Origin of the sequence: Sphingobacterium paramultivorum, from assembly GCF_014109745.1 — a bacterium.
GTDB classification, from domain to species: Bacteria; Bacteroidota; Bacteroidia; order Sphingobacteriales; family Sphingobacteriaceae; genus Sphingobacterium; species Sphingobacterium paramultivorum.
On record NZ_CP058555.1, the window covers coordinates 3,289,419 to 3,312,840 of the forward strand.

Sequence of the window (23,422 nt, forward strand, 5' to 3'; positions counted from 1 at the left end):
TTTAAATGAATGATATTATGTTTTAAGAGCTAACAGTTTTTATTGCGTCAATATCCCTAAATGGAGGTCGACGATCTCGTCAACCACATGTGGAAAAGACTGTTCCAAGACCATGGTGTTTGCATTATAAATATAGATGGACCCAGGCTTACTGGCGGTCAGATCATTGGTTGCTATCATCAGCTTGCCATCCAGGATCTTAAATTTGACAATATCTCCAGTGGCATCTGCAGGCAGCTGCGCATATTTCTGAAATTCGACACCGAGGTAAGAGGCCATATAAATAGTCTTGCCAATAGCCATAAACCAACGGCTTGTAGGACCATCAAAATAGACATAACCAATTGAACCAGTTGTCGGCATTGGGCCGGAGCCCAGTAGACTGAACGATTTCGGTTTATAATCTGCAGCGTAATCCAAACGATAAGAATACAATTGATTATCCTGTTTAAAGAGGTAGATATGGTTGATCGAAGGGATATTGGCATAACTACAGGCCAAAAATACCTTTCCATTCATGAGCTCCTGCCCTAGGATATCTTTATAATCATTGATATAAACATACTCATTGGCCGTAATACCATTATCCCACACCCGCACCTTTTTATTCTTTTCATCGTAGACACTCATAAAGTATCTTCCGTTGCCCAGCGGGGCGGCCACACCATTCGGCGCAACCTGGTAATCCGTCGGATCATTGATAAAAGCAGGCAGCGCTATAGCGCCCTTCCGCAGTACATGAAACTTACCTTTATTAACCACATAGATCACGTCATTGTATCGATCGTTCATCACCTGGCTTGGACGAAGCTCAAAATTACCACCACCGACATAGCTGGAAGAATTGTACAGCAGCGTAGGCACAAACTCCCTAGAATCAATGACCACGACAGGATTTACAGCATCCTGAATCCCGATGGTCAACACGTTATAAAAGTCTGTTGACGAAGCGCCATACTTTTTGGTCCCACTGATCGACAGCGGATTCTGGCCCAGCTTACCTAACTTGGGCAATAAAACCTGATCAAAGGACGCTTTTTTGGTAATGCTCGATAGGCAGTACAGTGATGCCGCTTTCGATTTATCCTGTGTCAGTAAATAGTACCCCCATTTGTAAGGGTTCACAATATTCAAAAAACAATTGTAGCTGCTTGTTATTCCCGTAGACCTGTCCGTTACAGTAAACTCGGCCGAGATCTTACCATAACGCTTATTGGCCACATAAAATAGATTTTTCGATTTACTGACCGCAACAGAGTCCACCTTCCATTCAAAGGTCAATTGTGCCGTATCACTAGCCGAAAGCGTCCCCTTCACTGTTGGATTCAACCGAATCGTATCGTTAAAAGGAATTTCATAGATTCGCCCCGTCGGATGATTAGCTTCCAGCAGGCCCGTGATTGTTATCGTATTCACGTCCTTGTAATTATAGTTACCTAGATCCTTAGAACAGCCTCCTACAATCAGAAGAGCCAGGAACAGGATAAAAGATCGGTTTATAAATTTCATCTGCTTCATCGTTAAGGTAATAGAATACGTTCTTTTGTACTGTCGCCATCAGGATAGACCTGGTGATCGATAAAATACTGTTTGAGCACCTGAATATAATTGAAGGTGACAGGATACCAGCTTGCAATAGCCGAAGTAGGCATATTATTCCAATAATATATCGGGCCCGGTGCCCCTGTCGTCAGATCTGGTGAAGGGTCGGCGCCAAGGTGATAGACCTGCATCCATTGCTGGAACACCTCTTTTTGATAAGGGCCAAAATAATTTTTCCAGGTATTCCACCAAGCCGGTTCATTCAGTATATCGTCAACTACAATCCGTATTTTTTGATTGTATAGGTTTCCGGGCGCAAAAGCCTCATTTTGTTCCAGGTGCAGATACAAAACCGTGGGCTCAGCTTTCATCTTGGCTGTACGTTGAAATGTGATAAAAAGGGTATCCACATATCGGCTAGCGCCAATCATTGCTGCAGAAAATTTCACGGTAGCTTGATCATATTTGGACGAATCTTCCAACACATAAGTATAACCACGGTCCTTCGCAATCGCCCTCCCGCCGATACCGATCGGAATCGCAATTGTCTTTTCCTTGCGTTGCAAATCGGCATCCAGCGCAAATCCATAATAGACACTATCTGCGTATTTTTCTACGGATCTGGTATTGGCATTTGGATAAGCAAAATAGATGTAGCTCTGCGCCTCGTCAAATTGGAGCATATTGTCGTTTTTATTGCAGGCACCCAGTATAACGGCAGCACAAAAAAGCAAAATATATCTTTTCATTTCGGTTAGTTTTGAGGGTTATACAACAATTCATCATCTGGAATCGGCAGCCTGAATATTTCGTTTTTAGGCTGTACCAGTGTAGGTCGGTCAATGGCCCTATACAGACGTTTATATTCCGTAAACAGGTAACCTTCACCAATATTCTCTTTGCGCATCTCGTCAAAAATCAGATCCTTGAGCTGTTGGGTTGTCATAGCTGTGTTGAGTACAAGGTCGGTGCTGATGTTTCTGCTTTTGCGCACCAGGTTGAGATATTCCATTGCTTTGGTTGGATTAGCAGCAGCATTACTTTCGGCCGCAATCATATAGATGGTATGTAGTCCAATGATCTTGTTTTCATAAGCCGGGCGATAATTGACCTCTGAAGGCAATCGCTTGAGATCAAATAGGTACTTCGAAAGCTTCCAGGGATACGCCGTATTAGGTTGTATAAACCAATTGGCCAAACGAGCATCATTCAGCGAGCCATGCACCGAGCTGTTGTAAAGGTTCGTTCGCAACCACGAATAATTAGGAAATAAAAAGGGTGAGGTCGAGCTTGAAATAGTCGCATCTGGCTGCGCAAAAACCAAACTTACCATCACGCCCAGTTTACTGGAAAACAGTGCAAAGATATTTTCCATGGGCATACGCGCAAAAGCACCCGGAGCTATTTCTCCAGCGAGGGCCAACCGAACACTCTGCGTAGTCTTAAGCTCCGTAATCAGCTCTTCTGCATACTTTCCCGCACCAGTCAGATCACCCTTCCATTGTGCGACCATCGCTTGCAGTGCCACAATTGCATAATAGTTCATGCGGATACCACGGTAATCAATTAAGCTGTTGTAATGTTCGTACGCAAATTGGTTTAAATTAGCATCCCGTGCATTCGAACGGATCGGATCTTTTTCTAGCAAAGCACGAGCTTCCGCAAGATCCTTTTCCAAAAAGGCGATCACCTCGGCTGCTGTAGAAAACTTCGTCGCCGAATAAGTCACCGCATCCCGGTACGGGATCGCCTGTGCCGAAGCCCCTTCGTTCGAAATGGCGGGACCAAATAATTTCAGCAGCTGGAAATGGCAAAATGCCCGCAGACCGATGGCCTCCCCCTTGATCAGATCGTAGTTTTCATCCGTCTTGATACGGTCTACGTTTGCCAGAATAATATTGGTCTGATTGATGCATTGGTAAAATTTACCCCAAATGTTGGCAATCGTTTTTTTAGGTATATCAAAATTGTATTCATACCGAAATGACCGGTAGTAGTTGTGCCCCGAATTGGTCACATTATACGATCCGACCAGGCTTTCCATAAAACCATATTTCATTTCACGGCCATAGAGTGTATCCGTATTCATGGTTTCGTATACACCAGCCAATGCAGCACTAAAGCCCGATCGATCTGTGAGCAGATCCTCCTCATAAGCTTTATCAGTGGGATTGACATTTAAGAATTTTTCGCAGCCCGACAGTATGCAGAGCACAGCGATGGCGATTATTAACTTTTTCATGCTTTAAAATTGAACCATTACACCAAAATTAAATTCACGGGCATACGGATAATCTATCCCCCGTTCCATGCGTACCGTACTCCAGCGGAACATATCGTTCATTGAGAAGTTAAGCCGAAGGCGTTCCAGCTTATACCGCTTGAGGATAGCATTGCTAAACGAGTAGTTGACGTTGATCGTGGAAAGACGTAAAAAAGACTCCGTCTGCACAAAACGGCTCGAAGGCTGTGTTACCGACTGATCACCGATCGCCTTATATCGGCTGAGGTCTCCAGGTTGCTTCCAACGTTCTTCCAATACACGTCGGTCGGCATTCAGATAAGGGGAGTTATTTTCGATCTTATCCATTAACGTCTGATTATAGATATCTCCTCCAAGGGAGTAATTGCCGATGATCTGCACTGACAAGCCCTTGTAATTAACCGTTGTACCCACGTTTCCATACAATGTTGGCTCCGCATTACCCACCACCTCTTGATTATTGGCATCCCATTGATAGGTTACATTACCGTTTCTGTCGCGGTATAGTTCACGGCCATTGGCTGGGTCAATCCCTAGCGAAGGTACCGCCCGAATAACACTCAGCGACTGGCCTTCCTGATAGAACTGCGATGGACGGATCACATTTCCCTTGTTATCTTTCTTCACAAGCGACTCGTTGAGGTTACGCAGCTCATTGGATATCTCTTTCAATTTGCTCCTGTTTTGTACCGCCCCAACAGAGAGGTACCAACTAAAATCCTTTGCCGTGTTGTTCAACACGCGGAGATTGGCCATAACCTCAAACCCTTTATTCTGTACTTTTCCCAGATTTTGAAAGAACTTATCGTTGTAAAAACCAAACGATGGAGCGACGTTCACCGTAGAAATCATACGGTTGGTGATCCGATCATAATAGGAAACATCCAATTTCAGCAGATCGCCTTTAATCCCAAACTCTCCACCGATGCTTCGCTGCTGCTGTTCAGGCCAGCGTACGGCTGGGTTTCCTTGCCCGGTATAAATGGCCGCATACTGATTATAATAGTTTTGTCCCGTAAAAAAGTTGTAGGCGGTACTCACCATCCCCACATTAAATTCACTTACGGTACTTGATGTCCCCGCATTCAGGTACCATCGCAGTTTGGTCAAGAAGCTATTTTTGAACCATTCCTCATTGTGCATGTTGTACGAAAATCCGGCACTCCAGAATGTACCAAAACGATTTTGACTTCCATAGATCGAAGCGCCATCCGAACGCAGGGTACCACTTACATTGTATTTATTGTCGTAGGTGTAGAACAAGGAGCCAAGGAAGCCCACCGAACGGACCGGCAATGAAGTCGACTTCGGAAGTGATCCCACGGCATATTGCAAGGCCATTTGAGGCGTCATAAAACGATCGTCCACGTACCCCGTTACTGTATTCAGATTACCCACGGTATTCTGCTTTCTGATTTCGGCAATAGCATTGGCCACGAGCTGATGCTTACCAAATTTGTTGGAATACTGCATATCCACTTTACCTTCATACTTGGTAAAGTTTTGGTTGCCAAAAGTGTAGGCCCCACGCAAATTAGCATCGGTGACGGTTGTAAAATCTGTATGGAACGGCGATTTGTACCGGTCTAGATCTGTAACGGTACGTACGATTGTTCCCGAAGCTCTAACAATCAGCTTGGGCAATGCATACCACTCTATGGACATATTATTCTGTAGCGTCTGGCTTACTTGTTCATCACGAAAACCAAGTCCCGCATTATACAAAGGGTTATACAGTGTTGGCCCCCAGCTATACCATTGCCCGAGTTCACCGAAGCGGATATTATAATTACCTCGATCATCGTAGATCCGTTCATAAGGATTCAGTGCAGTATAGGTTTTAAAGTCGCCGTAGGGACTATTGTAGGCCTTGCTGTACAGATAAGTACCCACATTGCGAAATGTGATCACATTGGGAATACGATATATCAGTGTAAAACCGGCATTACCGCGAGTCCTTCCAGACTCTTTCATAACTCCCTTATTGTCAAAATAACCACCTTCGAGGCTATACCTGACTCCATTGCCACCACCTTCCATACGCAGACTATGGTTGATGGAAAGCGTATTTCGCACAGGCTGTTTCAACCAATACGTATTCACTCCGGCCGCTACATCCTGCTCCCGCTTGGCGAGTAGGTTGTTGTAGCTTTCCTGCTGGATTAGATCCCAGGAAGGGTCTCCGCTTCGGGAAGTATAGAGATCTGCCAATTTTTCATACTGCAGCTTCTCGGCAGCATTCATCAGGTTGTAATCGGAGAGGTCGACCATCGCTACCGAAGGTTTCACGTCGTAGGTTACGGTAAATTTACCGTCTTTGGGCAGACGGGTTTCAATGACCACCACCCCATTCCCCCCACGGGAACCATACAAACTCGTGGAACTGGCATCCTTTAAAATCGAAATCGATTCAATCCGATTGACATCAATATCGTACAAAGTGGTAAGGGGCACCTCAAAACCATCCATAATAATCAGGGGTGCATTTACAGCATACTCCCCCACACTCGATACCCCACGAATATTGATCTGTGGCATCACATTGGGATTGGAGCCTGCAGTGACACGTTCATCCACTTTAAATGACGGATCCAGCGCTTGCAATACCGTAAAAATATTGGTTGAATTGAATTTCTCCAGATCCTGCCGAGTCACCATTGTAGCTGCCCCCGTAAAGTTGTCCCGTCGTACTTTGGTATAACCCGTCACCACCGTTTCCTCGATTTTATTAGTTACCTGCTCGAGAGTTACCGTTAATGGCTCTGGCGAGGAAACTTCGACGCGCTTGCTCTCATAGCCCACCATGGAGAAAAGCAGCTCGGTCTTCTTCGACATCACAACGAAGAAAACACCGTTTTCTCCCGACAACACACCATTATTGGCGCTGCCCACCACTTTGATGGATACACCAACTAGGGGTTTCCCCGTATTGTCCTGAACGCGGCCTCTTACCCTGATATGTTGCTCTACCGAACTTTCAGCTCTCTGCCGCGGGCGTTGATCGCTGACCGGCCCTGTCGCGGCAGGCTGCTTTCGGCGTACCAAAATGGTGTTGTTTTGAAATAACAGGTCCACAGGCTGATTTTCGGAAATCTCTTTTAATACCTGAACGATATTTTTGTTATCCGCCTGGATACTGATGGGTTTGCTGTTCTTGAGGAGAGCCAAATCACCTATCAAATCAGCATTTGCCTGTTTACGGATCTTCTCCAGAACCTGATACATAGAACTTTTTTGCTCCTTCAGTGTAATATTCTGCGCATGTGACACCCCCATGGTCACCGACAAAAGTAGTCCACTAAGCACTAGTTTAGACAGGTACTTACCGACATCTTTGGGCAAATCGGTAGCCGCCACTTTTTTTTCAAAATGGTAAACATTCAATTTCATAAGGTTAGTTTTTGTTAGTCCGTCGTTTTTCTATTTGATGTATATGTAATTATTTTCCATCGTATATTTCATCGGATGCACCGTTGCGATGAGATCGAGTACTTCTTTGAGATTTTTGTCGCGTCGCACACGCCCGAATAGCTGCACCTGTGCCACACTGGCATCTACGCGAATCTCTACGCCATACCAGGCAGTCAACTTCCGGGAAAGCTGCTCTACATTCACCTCATTCAAATCAAAATACCCTTCCTTCCAGTCGATATAGCGCGTAATATCTTTTGCTTCGGTAATTTTTTTGCCATTGTAAACCTGATTTGGCCGAATCCGCACAGTGAATTTTTCTTCATGCGCTTGCGCTAGACTTGATCCGCGATCAGAAAAAGCCACTGCCCCCTCAAGCAAAGCTGTTTCATTGTTAGCCGTAAAATCAGCATTGAATTTCGTCCCCAGCACCTGAATGGTCTGTTGGTCACCACGCACAAAAAATGGTACCCGCTTATGATTCCGCTCCTGCTTGGCCACCTCAAAGTAACCTTCACCCCGGAGGGCAACCTCGCGAATATTGCCTTCAAAATAGATTGGATAACGCAGTTCACTATTGGTATTCAGCCAAACTTTCGTTCCATCGGCCAGCTGTACATGGGCCGTACCACCGGTCTTTGTACGAATGGTATTGTAGACCGCCTTTGAGGTATTGACTGCATCAGTTAGGTAGATAATCTGATCGTCAGCTGTCCGCACAATACGATAACCCAGGGCCTGTAAAGTATCATTACGCTTGAGCTTATCGAGGTCAAACTCTTCGTTGTTTTCCAATACGACGATGGCATTTGATTTCAATGGGGCTTTGACCTCCTCAATATTAGCAAATAAAACCCGTTCGGCTTGTTTCTGCCAATATAGATACAATGTCGTTGTCAATAAGGCCAGAATACTCGCCGCAGCGATCCACTGCCATGTAGCCTGTTTTTTAGGTTTCTTAATAAAAGGCATCTTTTCATCCAGACTTTCCAATATGCTTAACATCCGTGCATCTTCGGGCTCCGGAAATTTATCAAGCTGGTCCAGCCAACGTTCAACCACAGCCATCTCCTCTGGGGAGCATTGCCCAGCCTGATACCTTGCAAATAGTGAATCGTCAATTTTCATAGTCATAATTGTTAGTCCAGCCCTAATGGTGCTATACTAAGGTAAACGGCGCTACTGGACGATTGTCCCTTAAAAAAATAAAAAAAGCAAAAACGATGAAAAGTTAGACCTGATAATTTTTAAAGTAGATGAATATTGATTGCGCACGGTCTTCTCCGAAAGGCCCAATAAGGCCGCTATTTCAGGGTTGGAGTATCCCTGTAGCCGTAATTTTAAAATGGCCTGGTATTGTGGCCCATAGCGATGGAGCACAGCAAATATTGAATCGCTAAAAGATTGTGTACGGATAGATGCATCAGCCTCTTCAAAAGCAAATTCATTTCCATAAGATTTTAGATCCTCAAGATAGCCCTGTACATTCGTTTCTTTGGCAAAATAATCGATGATTCGCCGCCGGAGGGCTGTAAAAAGATAAGCTTTGAAATCGTTCTGATAATGGATGGTATACCTGTTGTTCCAGGTACGGATAAAGACATCCTGCACAAGATCCTCGCCGACATCTTCGCCGACCCTTTTGATCGCATAGATGAGCAGAGCAGCCTTATACCGTTCATACAACATATGAAATGCCCCATCCTGGTTATTAGAAACCAAAAGAAGCAGTTCCTCGTCACTCAAACTTTCCAACTTAGGCATGATGTATTGATTTGGACAAATATAGTTATTACTATAAATATCTTACGTAATTATTATTTTGCTAAAAACTCCAGATTTTCATCACATCATAATCCTAAAATGTGATTAATCCAGTGCAAAAATAATAAAATTCCAATAAAGACTACTAACTAAGTATACTTTTAACAACATTGCGTAATATCAAACAGTTCAAAAAAGTAAAGCATCCTGAACACGATCGAGATGCTTTATCTTATTCTGCATGAAAAGTAAGTCTAAAAGGCTTTTATAAAGGCTTCCCTTAGGATTTTCTTATGACAGGATCAATCCAGTAATAGTCATGGTTGGTATGAGCGAAAAACTCCATCGGCGTAACATGGCAATCAATGGTATCGCTGAGCCCGTCGTCGGTATAAGTGACTACATCTTCGGAGGGCATCACCATCCCACTCATAATGGATCCATAATCCAGGCAATGGAGATCCGACATCAGTACATTGACATGATTTGAGACGACCCATTGCTCCATTTCTTCCTTACTGACACGTTTTACACGATCGGCTAAAAAACGAGCTTCCTCCAGCTCTTTTTCAACGCTGTCCGGAAAAAATAACAGCAAAAATGCCTCATACTTTTCAAAGTCTTTATTTCGAATTGCTTCATTCCGTAGAAACAACTTCTCGCCCATCTGTCCATACTGGTCGGCATATTTTTTCAGTTCCATCTGCGCCAGTTCCTGGTCCGACCATTGTTGCAGTTCGGATAAAGTATACACCTCCGTGCCTTGTCCGTCACAGCGGTTGAGGTATTCCCAGATGTCGCCCTGTACGACTTTGGGCTTCATGTGCTCCAGCACATTGTAACCTTGCGCCACCCATGCTTCTATTTGTTCTCTTCTCATCTTAAGCTGTTTTTTTAAAATAAACAACAGCGCAGCTGCAATGGTTTTCTTTTTCTATTTGAGATTCCGGGCTTTCAGCTCCGCATCGACAGCCTTTTCATTTTTACCAAAATATTTATAGGCTATGACCGCCAGTATCAGGGGAAAAATTGTCGGCCAGGTTATGCCCGCTACGAATACACTGTATGCGGCTATCCCTAAACAAAAGCCAATGATCGATGCATTGATTATTTTCGTGGGTTTGGCTTTCTTCTTGAGAACCAACAACTCTTCGTTGCTCAGTTCATTTAATTTCTTTTCTTCCATCTGGTCTATACTTTTATAGGTTAGTTATTTTATATGTTTGATGCGAATATAATTATTTAAATGGGCAATAAAAAAACAGAAAAGGTTGGAAATTAGCAAAAGAATAGCGCAAAAAAATAAAAAAGGTCGGATGAAAATGGAACACCCGACCTTTTAACTAAGTTACTCCTTACATGGATACCTATAGGACAACAGCCGCAGGCAGATGGTTTGTTTTTTACAATTTTGTATCAACTTCTGTTCAACCAGTCTTCACCCAATCAGCTCTTGCATGTACTTTTCAAAGCCCATGCAACCAATATGGGCTGAAAAAATAAACGGGCAAGCCGCTTTCCATCCGTATCCAATCCAAAGCCGTCGCGATGGTCTTTATATTGAGCAATATTTCCGGGAAACACAGCTGCAAAAAACGCTGCTGCGATTTTTCCAGCGTTCGATCGCTGTTTAGCAGGTGCGAAAATCAGTGTAGCACCCAAAGCAATTTCCGCAAAACCTGAATATACAACAGTATCATCTTTGGAGATCGGAACCCAGTCCGGCACCTGAGCCTGAAATTCCTTTCGGGCAAAGGTCAGATGTCCAATACCGGCTACAACCAAAAAGGCTCCTAATCCAACCCGTGCAATCTTCTGCATATGTGATTTATCCATAGCTTTTTTATTCAAAGTACATTTTTCGACGTAAAATTGTTTGACCTATTACAACGCGTCCATATCATAGCCTATGATGAGAAAGAACAGCAACGTATTATAAATTTAGTCAACGAGGCTGGCGTTATGCTCAAGAGTGTTGATTTCATGTGCTATCCTACCGATGATTTTTTGGGTACGGGATAATACTCAAACGTTTTCGAAGAAATATAAGAACAGCTGCCTTTCTCAAATCCAAAACCTAAGCATATTTCCCTATATTTATACCGTGCTCCCAGAGCGCCTGTTATGTCAATTTCTTTATACATCATCAAACAAGGTGGAAAATTTGCAGATAGCTTTACCTTACGATATTGAATCTCTTTTTCAGCAATACTACCGACAGCTTTGTCTCTTTGCAAACAATATCCTACACGACGAAGCTTTGGCTGAAGATGTTGTTCAGAGCTTTTTCGCAGGGCTCTGCGAGGGACGCAATACCCTACCCGATGATGAAAATACACGCCGAGGTTATCTCTTCATTGCCATCCGAAACAATTGCCTCAAACACATCCGCAGTGAAAAAATAAAAAGTAAATACGTCGATCAGCTTGACAAAGATATGATCGAAGAGCAGACAGTCATGGATGCCATGATACAGGCCGAAGTCATAGACCAGCTCATGGAAGCCATTCATCAACTTCCTCAGGGCTGCAGACAGGTATTGCATATGGCCATCTTCGACAAACTCTCAAACGAAGAAATTGCGGGCAACCTGACCATCTCCATCAACACCGTCAAAAGTCAGAAAAAACGAGCGATACAGCTTCTCAGATCACGTTTAGATGCACGAGCACTCCTCCTCTTGTTATTTTTACTCACTGAATAACAATTATTTATAATTTTTATTTTTTTTCCTTCCATCCTTTTGCGCCCCCCGTGGCTCTTCTCTTTATACAGCCAATTGAACAACATGATGGATCACCAATTTATACTCGTAGATTTCTTAGTCAAGCACTTTAGCGGGACATTGAGTCAAGCAGATATGCAGGCTCTCCAAAAAATCTTTGAAGATGATCCGACCCTACGCGAACAATGGGAACGATATACCAGTCAGGGGCTCAGATCTAGCGATGCAGAGTTCTGGGATAGACTGGACCTGGATCAGGCTAGAGCGAAGATACTAAACTATACGTCGGCCAAACCAGCAAAACGACCATTACATACCCGCGGCATGCGCCGACTAAAGATCTATGCAGGTCTTGCTGCCAGCCTACTCATCTTTTTAGGTGTCGCATGGTTTCTAAACTCTGCTCCTCAGGACAAACAAATTGTCGCCGATCAAGTCTATCGGTATAACAACGATGTATTACCCGGCGGGCAGAAAGCCACGCTTACCCTCTCCAATGGTAAAACTATTGCGCTCTCTGACGAGCAGACGACTATAGAGGAAACGCATGGCGAACAGCTTCAGATCGTAGATGGCCAGCTGCACTACAAACCAAATAGCGGACAGGTCGAACTTGCAAGCCTAAAAAACACGTTGAAAGTACCCGAATCGGGCTTCTATCGCATGGTCCTGCCCGATGGCACCAAAGTGTGGATCAATTCAGCTTCTGAGCTGAGCTATCCTTTGGACTTTGGTAAATCGACCCGCAATGTGGAACTACGGGGCGAGGCCTACTTTGAAGTGGCCCACGAAAAAAATCGTCCCTTCATCGTCAGCACGACACACGGTGATATTAAAGTACTGGGGACCGCCTTTAATCTGACGGCCTACAGCAATACGGCCTCCAATGTCACATTAATCAATGGAAGTATCCAGCTGACCAATAAAAATAATACGACCAAACAAATCGTACCTGGACAGAAAGTCGAATTCGACGGCAGCGTCATGCGCGTCTCTCAGGCAAATATTGAAAAGGAAACCGCCTGGCAACATGGCTATTTCTATTTCGAACACGACCAGATTCAGGACATCATGGAACAGCTGGCACGCTGGTATGATATCCAGGTTATCTACAAAGGACCGATCAGTAAGAAAAAGTTTGGCGGGAGCATGAGCCGAAGTGTAAGCCTCGCCGAAGCCTTAGAACTCATTAAACGCGGGGCCGGCCTTGAATTTGAAATTGACAGAAAAACCGTTACCGTAAAGAACAAAAACTAAAAAGATAAACCAATTTTTAAAAACCAAAGGAGGACCAAAGATGATTTAAATATTTACCTACTCCAACAAACATTGCTATTACTCTATTCAGCAGTGCTTGAATAACATCTATATGTGAATTAAACAAAAAACCAACCCTATTACTGAAAATATGAATTACTTTATCAAATGCAAAGATTACCTATTCGGGAACCGAATGGCCGAACCTAGCTTTGCACCTCTCATTTCCAAAAAGGTGAAAGCCACCCTTTTCCTGGGTTTACTATTTACCTATGGTGTCTACGGTAAAACCGAAGCCCAACAGGTTACCCTGCATATCAATAAAGGAAATCTAAAATCGGTCTTTACAGAAATCAAAAAACAGACCGGATATCATTTCTTTTATGACGAAAGTCTCTTTAATGATCTCAAGCAGGTAAATGTAGACGTTTCCAACCAAAAACTGGAAAACGTTCTCAAAAAGCTTTCAGACGAGTTGCCCCTGCAGTTTGAAATGCACAAAAACCATATTATTGTATTGCCAAGTGCGCCAAAGAGTATGCCCCAAACGCTGCAACAGCAATCTACCATCAAAGGGCAATTGGTAGCAAAAAAAGATGGCAAGCCCATCGAAAACGCAACGATCAGCATCAACGGCGGCAACAGCAGGACCTCTTCCGATAGTAAAGGAAACTTTTCCCTGCAAACAGTTCAGGCGGAAGGTACGCTGACCATTTCGCACCTTTCCTTCAAACCACAGACTGTGCGGTTTAACAGTGCAACAGCCAGTGCTTTGACAATAGCATTGGAGGAGAATGACAGTGCATTGGAGGAAGTAGTTGTTGTCGGATTCGGCACACAAAAGAAAGTCAACTTAACAGGAGCCATTTCACATGTTGGCAAAGAGGCCTTTGAAAATCGACCGGTAGCCAATATCGGGCAGGCTTTACAGGGTCTTGTTCCCAATCTAAACATCACCTTCGGAAATGGTTCGCCAAACAGCACACCTGGGTTTAACTTACGGGGTGGTACCTCCATGAATTACAATGGCAATACAGGAGTATTCGAATCCGTAAACGGAGACCCTTTGGTGATTATAGACGGCGTGGAGAGTTCTACCGGTGCCTTGAATCAGCTCAACCCAAATGATATCATGGACATGTCTTTTATCAAAGATGCATCTGCTGCCGCAATTTATGGTACAAAAGCAGCCTATGGGGTAATACTGGTACGTACCAAACGGGGTGAATTCAATCAGAAAGGCAAGATCGCCTACAACTTCGACTCCAACTTTGATACGCCCTCTGGACTACCTGATATCCTTAACGCGTATGAGATCCAAAAATCAGGCATGGACAGGACATTATGGACCAACGGCAAACCAGGTACTTCCGATGAAAAAAAGCTGGAGATGATCCAAAAGTACATGGACAATCCCACTCCCGAAAATGCATGGTATCTGGAAGGGAACAGCATTATTTGGGTAGCTAACGTTAACCCATTTGAGGAAGCCGTCAAAAAATGGACGCCGATGCAAAAACATACGCTCAACCTCAGTGGTGGAGCCGAGTCCATTAACTATTATATTTCGGGTGGTATGCAGAATCAATCGGGTATGTACAAGATCAATACCGATAAACTGAAACGCTATAACGCCCTGATGAATATCAACGCCAAAGTGAATAACTGGTTCAGCGTTTTTGGAAAAATAGGTTTCGACCAAACAAATTTCAATAGCCCCTATATCGTTGGGGGCAAAGGCAGCATCTGGTCGGCTATGATGGGTGAGACGAACAAAAACATCAATATGCCTATCCAAACCGGTCCCAATGATCCGCTCCCCAATACCTATACAGACAATATTCTTGCCTGGCTGAGCTATGGTGCAAACAACCAGTCCATGGACAGAAGAGTATCCTTGTTGATTTCACCGGAATTTACCTTGATACCGAATGCGCTGAAATTAAAGGCAGACCTCAGTTATCAGCCCCAGTCTTATAGTTTGAGCCGATACAGCCCCAAATTCAACCAAGTCGTAGACTCTTGGCAGTATACCTCTCAACAGGCCGAAGCGGCTGAAAACAGGGCGTATTTTGACAATAATAACACCAACAAATATCTGGTCAACATCTATGCTGATTATAAGAAAACCTGGGCAGAGAAACATAATTTCGCTACTGTAGTCGGCTACAATCAGGAGCAGACAAAATATAATCAGATCACGAACACATTCAGAAAGTTGATCTCGCCAGATATACAAAACCCTGATGCCGCTGAGGACCCATCTCTGCATACGGTCTCCCGAAATGCTTACACACTTGCGGGACGAGCACTATTTGGGCGTGTCAGTTACAACTTTGCAGAAAAGTACTTTGTTGAGAGCAATCTCCGCTATGATGGAAGTGCAAAGTTTACGGAAAAAGACCGATTTGTCACTTTTCCATCCTTTTCTGCCGGCTGGCGCATATCGCAGGAAAATTTTATGGCCGGAACCAAGAGCTGGCTCAACGAACTCAAACTGCGTGGAAGCTGGGGGAAATTAGGAAATCAGCCTTCATCCATCTATCCCTATCAGGCAACCATGAATACCGGCAAAGCACCTTACTTAATCAACGGGCAGCAAATAGTCTATATCGATCCTCCGGGACTCGTATCCCCATACCTTACATTTGAGAAAGCAAGAACATGGAACGTCGGTTTTGATGGAACATTTCTCAAAAACAGGCTCGATGTAACATTTGAATATTACAATAGAAAGACCACCGATATCCTGACCGATGGCAGTGCCTCGTTTCCAACCACTTTGGGAACCGCTGCGCCACTGGAAAACTCAGGTATACTCGAAACCAAAGGATTTGAACTTTCTTTCCTTTGGAAGCAAACGATCAATGCGGACCTCCGCTACCGTGTAGGCCTCAACCTATCCGACTACCTCACCAAAGTACAGCATTACGCTGCCAACACCAGCATGATGATCACCAACTCTTCGGGCAGGGAGGTGATGTATGATGGTAAAACGATCGGCGAAATATGGGGTTACCGTACCGGTGGTATACTACAGGAAAGTGATTTCGCAGGTCGCAATCCAAGCAATGGCAACTGGATCTACAACGGAGCGTACCAGGGCACGTTATATCCAGGTTATATCTGGTACCAGGATCTTGGCGGACCGGAGGGAATTTCTGATGGAAAGATAGATGCCGGACTGAACACCTTGGCAAATCCAGGCGACCGGGTCATTATTGGAAACTCTACACCACGTTATCGATTTGGTATCACTGGAAATGTCCAATACAAACATTTCGATCTCGACTTTTTGTTCCAAGGTGTGCTGAAACGTGATATCTGGGCCGGACTATCTTCTTACTGGGGCGGTGGAGCAGGCTCAAAATGGATGTATGAGAGATCTTGGACACCAGACCGCACAGATGCTGAATTTCCGATGTACGGTTCTTCGGTCAATGTCCAGGACAGATACTTGATCAATGGCGCTTATCTGAGACTTAAACAGGCGGTATTGGGCTATACCCTACCGCAGGAGATGACCAAACGATTTGGTGTGGAGCGCCTGCGTTTCACGCTTGCCGGTTACAACATTTTTGAGCTCACAAAAATACCTACAATTTTTGACGTCGACCAGATATCTGCAGACTATCCACAAAAGAGATCAATTGCTTTTGGTGCCCAAATTGTTTTCTAACTAATACTACTATGAAAAAAAATATATCCAGATTAATCGTCATTGCCGCAGCATCCTCCTTATTGCTGACACAATCTTGTAACGATAAATTTTTACAGCTAAGTCCCGAGACCGATCTATCGAAGGACAACTCCTTACATACCGAAACGGAGTTGACATTATACCTCAATAATCTCTATAACCGCTATATTCTAGGACACGGTTCAGGCTGGGCCGATGCTAAAGTAAACCCCAATGTTGTCGGCGGCAGCCATTTGTTGGCATCCGACTTTATGACCGACAATATGGTCCGCTACGGCAATATCAGCAGTATGATGGACAACACCTTTATTCCACCAAATGCTGGTACGTCGGTCGACTGGACTTGGGAAAACCTACGCTCAGTCAATTATTTCCTCAAAAACTACAGCAATGCTTTGCCCACCGTCAACAATGACATCAGCAGACTGAACAAATATGTGGGCGAGGCCTATTTCTTTAAGTCGATGGATTACTACCGCAAGCTTATGCTTTTTGGAGATGTGCCCTGGTTTTCAAGCGACCTCAATATCGACAGCAAGGACCTTTACAAACCTCGGGATAAGCGAACAGTGGTTGCTGATTCTTTAATGAAGACAATCGATCTTGCTATTGCAGGTCTTGCAGGCATTACTGGCCGTCCAGACGGACGTATCAATCAGGATATGGCCTTGTTTTTAAAAGCGAGAATTGGCCTTTTCGAAGGCTCCTTTAGGACCTACCATAACGAGTTGTCTCTACAAAGCACAGCAAAACCTTTTTTGGAGGCAGCTGTGGATGCTTGCGAAAAAATCATCGCCTCAGGTCGCTATCAATTGTATGCTACGGGTGAAACTCCTTACTGGAAATTGTTTACATTCAAGAAAGATCCAAATTCCGACGGCAATAAAGAGGCTATCTTAGCACGCGTTTATGATGGCACTGTTGTCGGTCACGCAACGCAGCGTTATTGGGATCAGAACAACAGTATTTCGGGCGGAAGACCTGCTGGAGGTGCAACACGGGGCCTGATCGATGAATATCTGTGTATTGACGGTAAACCGATCTATACGTCAGGATCCGCTGGCAGCTATACGGCCAACCCACTTTTCAAAGGTTACGACGGCCTCTGGTCCGAACTCGAAAACCGGGATCCACGTCTGAAACAGACCATTAATTATCCCGGTGAAAATCGTTCCTTGTTTAATCGAACAGATGGGACGACCAGCCTCGAAAAAAATGGTATAACATATCCTCGGCTATCTTATAATGTCAGTGGTGGTACCACCGTAACCGGCTACTTACCTATTAAGCACTGGATGGGTGACCGTACCGAAAACGAAGCGACAACAAACGGACAACAAACGGCTATTGAATTCCGCTATGGAGAGGTATTGCTGATGTTAGCAGAAGCAAAAGCCATTTTAGGTACTTTGACGCAGAACGACCTAGATAGAACAATCAATCTATTGCGTCAACGCGCGGGATTTGACTTTGCAAAATATCCGAGCAGCAAACTCGAGCTTGGCAACCTCCCTGCCGATCCAAGGCTCGATGAGATTTATGCTGCAAAACTTGATTATTCCGTTAGCCCCATCATCCGTGAAATAAGAAGGGAACGTCGTATCGAGATGGTCCTGGAAGACCGTCGATATGAAGACTTGATGCGTTGGAAAGCCGGCAACCTGATGACAGTTCCGTTACGGGGTATGAAATTTACAGCAGAAAAAGGTAAACTCTACGACGGTACCCATACTGCCAAACCGGTTATTGCCCTAAAAGAAGAAGTCAATAAAGACATCTTTTTAGATAATAACGGATTTATCATCGCTTATCCGCGGAGTGCCAACATTGCTGATGGTGTCGCCTTATGGGCAGACTACCGCTACTATTGGCCGTTACCTTTATACGATCTCACTTTAGATGGTAATCAGCTCGTTCAAAATCCGGGATGGCTGGGTGCAAAATAATACGTATTAAAAAGAAATAACATTATGAAAATTAAAGCATATATCTACCTGTCGATTAGCCTCCTATATGTAACTATGGGGTTGAACGCATGCAAAAAGGACCTGGGGCCCATTAAAGACAACTTGACTGTTCGGGAAGCTGTACTTTCTGGAGGTTTCATGCAGATTCCTGTTAAAATCGGAACGCCGCTTCAGATCAATCTAGCCGTCAATCCGGGAAACCGCAGTGTCACTGAGGCGACCTATACCAGCAAACATCCAGAAATCGCAACATATAGCAATACAGGCTTGGTTACCGGTTTAACCGTCGGTAAGGATACCATCACCATACGATCTGGCGAACTCCATGTTTGGTATATTGTCAATGTAACCAAATAATAGCGGACATATAAACAAGTCAAAAGAATAATGGTAAGAGATGACCATTTGTTAGTTTAGTGTTTAGTTTAGACTATCAGACAAACCCGTCTGGTAGTCTTCTTCTGACCAAATAACATTTATTCGCTTTACCATTTTTCAATTTATAGAAACGGTTTACTTAATTGCAAACCCCTGTAAAACAAACCCTATTTCTTACTATAGGCTTGTATTTTGAGTAATTATAAGCCACCAATATACATTAACAATTATAAATTATTTACTTCAAAAATTATGACAAAACAAACAAAAAGATGGATGCAGATCATGAAAGGATTTGCATTGTCCACCGCGGTCCTATCACTTTTTTTCGCCTGTTCAAAGCCATTGGTAGAGCAAAATGCAGCAGAAACTCAACGTTTAAAAGCGTCATCGAATGGTGCCATAGACACCACACTTTCCAACCTTACCTTTGTGACTAATCCAGTAAATCTCAATATCATCATGTTTGTACCCACAGACAATCCAGCGTTGCCTAACTATAAAACACGGTTATCCCAGCTGTTTGTCCATTTCCAGGACTGGCTGCATAATGAGATGGGTCGCTATGGTTATAGCAGCTATCTGGGCCTGGCAAAAGATTCTGCAGGCCTAGTTAACATCATTGAAATCCCGGCCTCAGGAGCTCAAGCGGACTACCCCTACAGCTCGGCCGTATCCGCTGGTAAAATTATAAATGAGATCAATATCTACAGAGCTGCCCATCCAAGCCAATTTTCATCCAACAATCACTATCTAGTGCTGTTGCCTGCAAGAACAGATGGCGATAACAGCCAACCATTCTATGGCTATGGAAAATACTGCTTTGCAGTAGATAATTCCTCCATGTCTGTCAATGGAATTCCAAACCCTAGCTCAAACTATCTCGGCGGCATGCTACATGAATTGGGTCATGGACTAAATTTGCCCCATAACCGCGCTAAATATGTCAGTGAAGAACCTACATTGGGTACATCATTGATGGGAAGCGGCAATGTGAGTTTTAGCAAGGGACAGCCTACATTTCTAACCGGCTCTGATGCAGCAATTCTCAACAGAAATGAAGTTTTTCAACCTGCAGTGACGACAGCTAGCCCTTATCAGGCACCTACTTATTCGGTACAACCTCAATTTGCCATTGACAACAGCCAGCAAAAAATCTTTATTACTGGAAATTATACGTCCAATTTGCCTGTGAGTGAGATATTGGTTTATATGGATCCCAATGTAAACAACGAAGGCACAGGAGCCAACAAAGATTACAATGCAGTTACCTGGAAATTTGCCCCCGTTTCCTCTGGAGTCATCCAAGGAACTATAGATCTGAATGAGCTTTACTACAAAGGCAATACACCTTACGAACTTAAGGTAAAATTATTATTGCAAAATGGCTACACAACTTCTAATGTTTACGAATTTAACTATGTCAATGATCTCATGACAACCAATCAAGATTCGGTGTATACCTATTCCAATGCGTCCTATGCCGGTGTGAAAGGAAGCTTTGGCAAAGGGCAGTATACTACTTCAGATTTATTGGCAAAAGGCGTGACAGACAATAGCATCTCTTCCATTAAAGTTGGCGCCAATGTTAAAGTAACTTTATACAACGGCAATAATTTTACAGGCGATAGCCTTGTCGTCACCTCTTCATCGACCTATCTCTCGACTTTTAACGATAAGGTTTCGTCCATGAAAGTACAAAACCGTTAGAAAACTTGGGAAATACGATGCATAAATTATTTTTAACAAACACAAGTAGATTACTGGCTCTGGTACTATCCTTCATGGCATTAAAAGTGTCGGGCCAGCCCGCTCCTTGGTTTACCGACAGTAAATTCGGTCTGTTTTTGCACTGGGGGCTCTATTCCCAGACTGCGGGCGACTGGAATGGCCATCCCACCAAAGGCGGCGAGCATTTTATGCTCTACGAACGCATACCCGTCAAGACCTATGCAAAGATCGCCGATCAGTTTAATCCAACAGACTTTGATGCCGACCGTTGGGCTCAGATGGCCCACGATGCCGGCATGAAATACCTGGTGATCACAGCCAAACACCATGATGGATTTGCGATGTATAACTCAGCCGTCAGCGACTATAACATCGTCAAGCGCAGCCCTTGGGCAAAAGATCCGATGAAGGAGCTTGCTGCAGCCTGTAAGAAATATGGTCTCAAGCTCTGCTTCTATTATTCCCTTGGCCGCGACTGGGAGAACCCCGATGTACCCACCAACTGGCCTGTCAAAGCCGGGCGCAGCAATACCTGGGATTATCCCGACGAAGATGCCAAAGACCTCAACAAATACGTCGAAAACAAGGTCAAACCGCAGCTGCGCGAATTGCTGACACAATACGGTCCTATCGGTATTATCTGGTTTGATACTCCCGAGCTGATCACCAAAAAACAAAGTCAGGAAATCAAAGATCTGATCCATTCCATTCAGCCCGACTGTATCATCAACAGCCGGATAGGCAATGGGCTTGGCGATTATGCTGTTGTTGAGCAGTCGCTGGTTTCTACTGCACGGAAGAACTGGGAAGCCTGCATCACGATGAGTGAAAATTGGGGTTACAATAGACATGACATAAAATGGAAAAGCCCTGAGCTGCTGGTCCGCAACCTTATTGAAGTCGTGAGCAAGGGGGGCAACCTGCTGCTCAATGTAGGCCCCAAAGGCGATGGTACCTGGCCAGTCGAAAGCCAGGAAAACCTACATGCTATAGGAAGCTGGATGAAAACCAATGGTGAAGCGATTTACGGCACCACGGTCTGGAGCGGAGTCAAACAAGCGCTGCATACCGTGCCGTCGGACAATAAAGCAACCAAAAAGGATAAAGCCAGTATGAAAGATGCTGTGAATGATGCAACGTCAAAAGAAATCGTATCAGACTACCGCTTTACGCAGAAAGGGAAAAGTGTTTATCTTTTTGTGCGTAGTCCTTCAACGGCCACGATCGACATCCCGGAACTTGCAAAAAGCAGCCTCTACATCAAAAGTTTAACGCTTCTCGGCAGTTCCTCAAAGGTGAAATGGACACAAGGAAGAGATGGCCTACAGCTGTCGTTACCCACTGTCAAAGACCCAGAAATCCCGATTTACGTATACAAGATCGAAGCGAAATAGCCCAGCGCCTATTTCACAAATCGTCTTACTCCCTTTAACAATAAGCTCCCTGATCATTAAATTATCAGGGAGCTTTTACGATTCACAACGAAGCCCAAACCATTATTCATCCAGGTGCAACGAATCGTAAGCCAAAGCGATCGGATATAAATCCACAGAAAAGAGCAGTCTTAAAATGTGCATCTTTGTTTCAACGACAAAAGACAAAGCACACACATGAAAAAATATATTATCGTATTCAGTCTATCCTTACTTACGTTAAGCGTCTCGGCGCAAAAGAAAAAGAAAAAACAGGGCCCGCCACCAGTGGTGAAACCTATCCCCGAGCCACCAAAAGTGATCGAACAGGCAGGTACTTCGGAAAGCATGCCTGTTATGATATCCATGCCCATGCGGGCGGCAGATCAGGTGCGCATCAAAAAGACGGATGGGCAAGAACTCAATCTGGAGAAACTGGAGGAATTAGTAAGCACAGACCTTGCTCAGGTAAAAACCTTATCCCTGGGTTCTTCCATCTCCGGAAAGAAGCTCAGCAGCGAAATCCTGCAAAAGATTATGGACGAAGGCAATCAAATGGAGTCACTGGAAATTAGCAATCTAGACATCAGCACATTTCCTGAAATCACAGCCGCCCATCCTAAACTTAAAAAGATCGCGTTAAGCAGAAATAATCTCAGTGTACTTCCCGCAAGTATTTCCAATCTGACAGCGTTGGAAGAATTTGACTGCAATAATCCCTTGACGGGTTTGCCTTCAACCTTTGCACAACTCAAAAACTTAAAACAGCTCGGGCTTAACGGGAATCTGTTCAGCACTTTTCCAAAAGAAATTTTTAGTTTGAACAAGCTGTCTTTCCTATACCTTTCAGGCAATTACAAAGGTGAGACTAAGCTGACAGATCTGCCCGATCTATTTGAGCAGTTGCCCGAACTAAAAGAACTCGGCATAGAACATGCGGGGCTATCGACACTGCCAAAATCTATTGCTGCATTAAAAAAACTAGAAAAGGCCAATTTTTCTTTCAATCAATTTACAAGCTTCCCCGCCGCATTGTACAATAATCCCAAACTGGTGTTTATACCATTTACAAATAATCCCCTGCAATGGGAGCCGTTTTTGGCTTCTGTCAAAAAAATAAAATGGAGCGGTCTCTTCTTTTTGAACGATACAGGGCTTAGCAAAAAACAGTACGAACAGGTACAGCAGATCCTCAGCAAGACAGACGTCTATTATGATGAGATGAATGATTAAATCTTATAGTTAGCCCAAAAGATAATTTTTGGGCTAACA

At 44.1% G+C, this 23,422-nt stretch carries 17 protein-coding genes; 8 read left to right on the forward strand and 9 right to left on the reverse strand.

The genetic code is table 11. The features are described from left to right. Positions 1-39 precede the first annotated feature (39 nt). From HS960_RS13955 to HS960_RS13995, 9 genes are all read right to left on the reverse strand, one after another. Complete coding sequence (locus HS960_RS13955; protein ID WP_182329608.1) at positions 40-1,509, reverse strand: PKD-like family lipoprotein; 1,470 nt, start codon at positions 1,507-1,509, stop codon at positions 40-42. 11 nt (positions 1,510-1,520) lie between these two features. Beyond that, the gene (locus tag HS960_RS13960; protein WP_182329610.1) at positions 1,521-2,291 is read right to left on the reverse strand and encodes a DUF4843 domain-containing protein; all 771 of its coding nucleotides are present in this window, start codon (positions 2,289-2,291) and stop codon (positions 1,521-1,523) included. A 5-nt stretch (positions 2,292-2,296) separates the two neighbouring features. Continuing rightward, positions 2,297-3,784 (reverse strand): RagB/SusD family nutrient uptake outer membrane protein, encoded by a 1,488-nt coding sequence (locus HS960_RS13965; RefSeq protein ID WP_182329613.1) that lies wholly within the window; start codon positions 3,782-3,784, stop codon positions 2,297-2,299. 3 nt (positions 3,785-3,787) lie between these two features. Further along, on the reverse strand, positions 3,788-7,195 hold the full coding sequence (locus tag HS960_RS13970) for a SusC/RagA family TonB-linked outer membrane protein (RefSeq protein WP_182329615.1): 3,408 nt from the start codon (positions 7,193-7,195) through the stop codon (positions 3,788-3,790). Positions 7,196-7,225: 30 nt separating this feature from the next. Then, a complete protein-coding gene (locus HS960_RS13975) occupies positions 7,226-8,344 on the reverse strand; it encodes a FecR family protein (protein WP_182329617.1) in 1,119 nt (372 codons plus the stop codon). 69 nt (positions 8,345-8,413) lie between these two features. Beyond that, complete coding sequence (locus tag HS960_RS13980; protein ID WP_182329619.1) at positions 8,414-8,980, reverse strand: sigma-70 family RNA polymerase sigma factor; 567 nt, start codon at positions 8,978-8,980, stop codon at positions 8,414-8,416. A gap of 280 nt (positions 8,981-9,260) precedes the next feature. Then, positions 9,261-9,860, reverse strand: coding sequence for a hypothetical protein (locus HS960_RS13985; RefSeq protein ID WP_182329621.1), 600 nt, complete (start codon positions 9,858-9,860; stop codon positions 9,261-9,263). Positions 9,861-9,914: 54 nt separating this feature from the next. Then, on the reverse strand, positions 9,915-10,166 hold the full coding sequence (locus HS960_RS13990; protein ID WP_120336657.1) for a hypothetical protein: 252 nt from the start codon (positions 10,164-10,166) through the stop codon (positions 9,915-9,917). A 260-nt stretch (positions 10,167-10,426) separates the two neighbouring features. Next, entirely contained in the window at positions 10,427-10,816 is a 390-nt protein-coding gene (locus HS960_RS13995) for a DoxX family protein (protein ID WP_182329623.1), read from the reverse strand. A 319-nt stretch (positions 10,817-11,135) separates the two neighbouring features. On the opposite strand from HS960_RS13995, the gene HS960_RS14000 reads away from it, so the two are divergent. From HS960_RS14000 to HS960_RS14035, 8 genes are all read left to right on the forward strand, one after another. Further along, positions 11,136-11,684 carry an RNA polymerase sigma-70 factor gene (locus tag HS960_RS14000; RefSeq protein ID WP_182329625.1) on the forward strand — a complete coding sequence of 183 codons (549 nt, stop codon included), beginning with the start codon at positions 11,136-11,138 and terminating at the stop codon, positions 11,682-11,684. Between the two features lie 84 nt (positions 11,685-11,768). Further along, positions 11,769-12,962: a FecR family protein gene (locus HS960_RS14005; RefSeq protein WP_182329627.1), complete on the forward strand. Its 1,194-nt coding sequence runs from the start codon at positions 11,769-11,771 to the stop codon at positions 12,960-12,962. 151 nt (positions 12,963-13,113) lie between these two features. Further along, positions 13,114-16,641 carry a SusC/RagA family TonB-linked outer membrane protein gene (locus tag HS960_RS14010; RefSeq protein WP_182329629.1) on the forward strand — a complete coding sequence of 1,176 codons (3,528 nt, stop codon included), beginning with the start codon at positions 13,114-13,116 and terminating at the stop codon, positions 16,639-16,641. A gap of 11 nt (positions 16,642-16,652) precedes the next feature. Further along, positions 16,653-18,608, forward strand: a complete 1,956-nt coding sequence (locus tag HS960_RS14015) for a RagB/SusD family nutrient uptake outer membrane protein (protein WP_182329631.1) — start codon at positions 16,653-16,655, stop codon at positions 18,606-18,608. Between the two features lie 24 nt (positions 18,609-18,632). After that, a complete protein-coding gene (locus HS960_RS14020) occupies positions 18,633-18,986 on the forward strand; it encodes an Ig-like domain-containing protein (protein ID WP_120336663.1) in 354 nt (117 codons plus the stop codon). Positions 18,987-19,259: 273 nt separating this feature from the next. Further along, positions 19,260-20,717, forward strand: coding sequence for a hypothetical protein (locus tag HS960_RS14025; RefSeq protein WP_182329633.1), 1,458 nt, complete (start codon positions 19,260-19,262; stop codon positions 20,715-20,717). Between the two features lie 5 nt (positions 20,718-20,722). Then, entirely contained in the window at positions 20,723-22,132 is a 1,410-nt protein-coding gene (locus HS960_RS14030; protein ID WP_202883684.1) for an alpha-L-fucosidase, read from the forward strand. A 216-nt stretch (positions 22,133-22,348) separates the two neighbouring features. Then, entirely contained in the window at positions 22,349-23,383 is a 1,035-nt protein-coding gene (locus HS960_RS14035; RefSeq protein ID WP_182329635.1) for a leucine-rich repeat domain-containing protein, read from the forward strand. Positions 23,384-23,422: the final 39 nt, after the last annotated feature.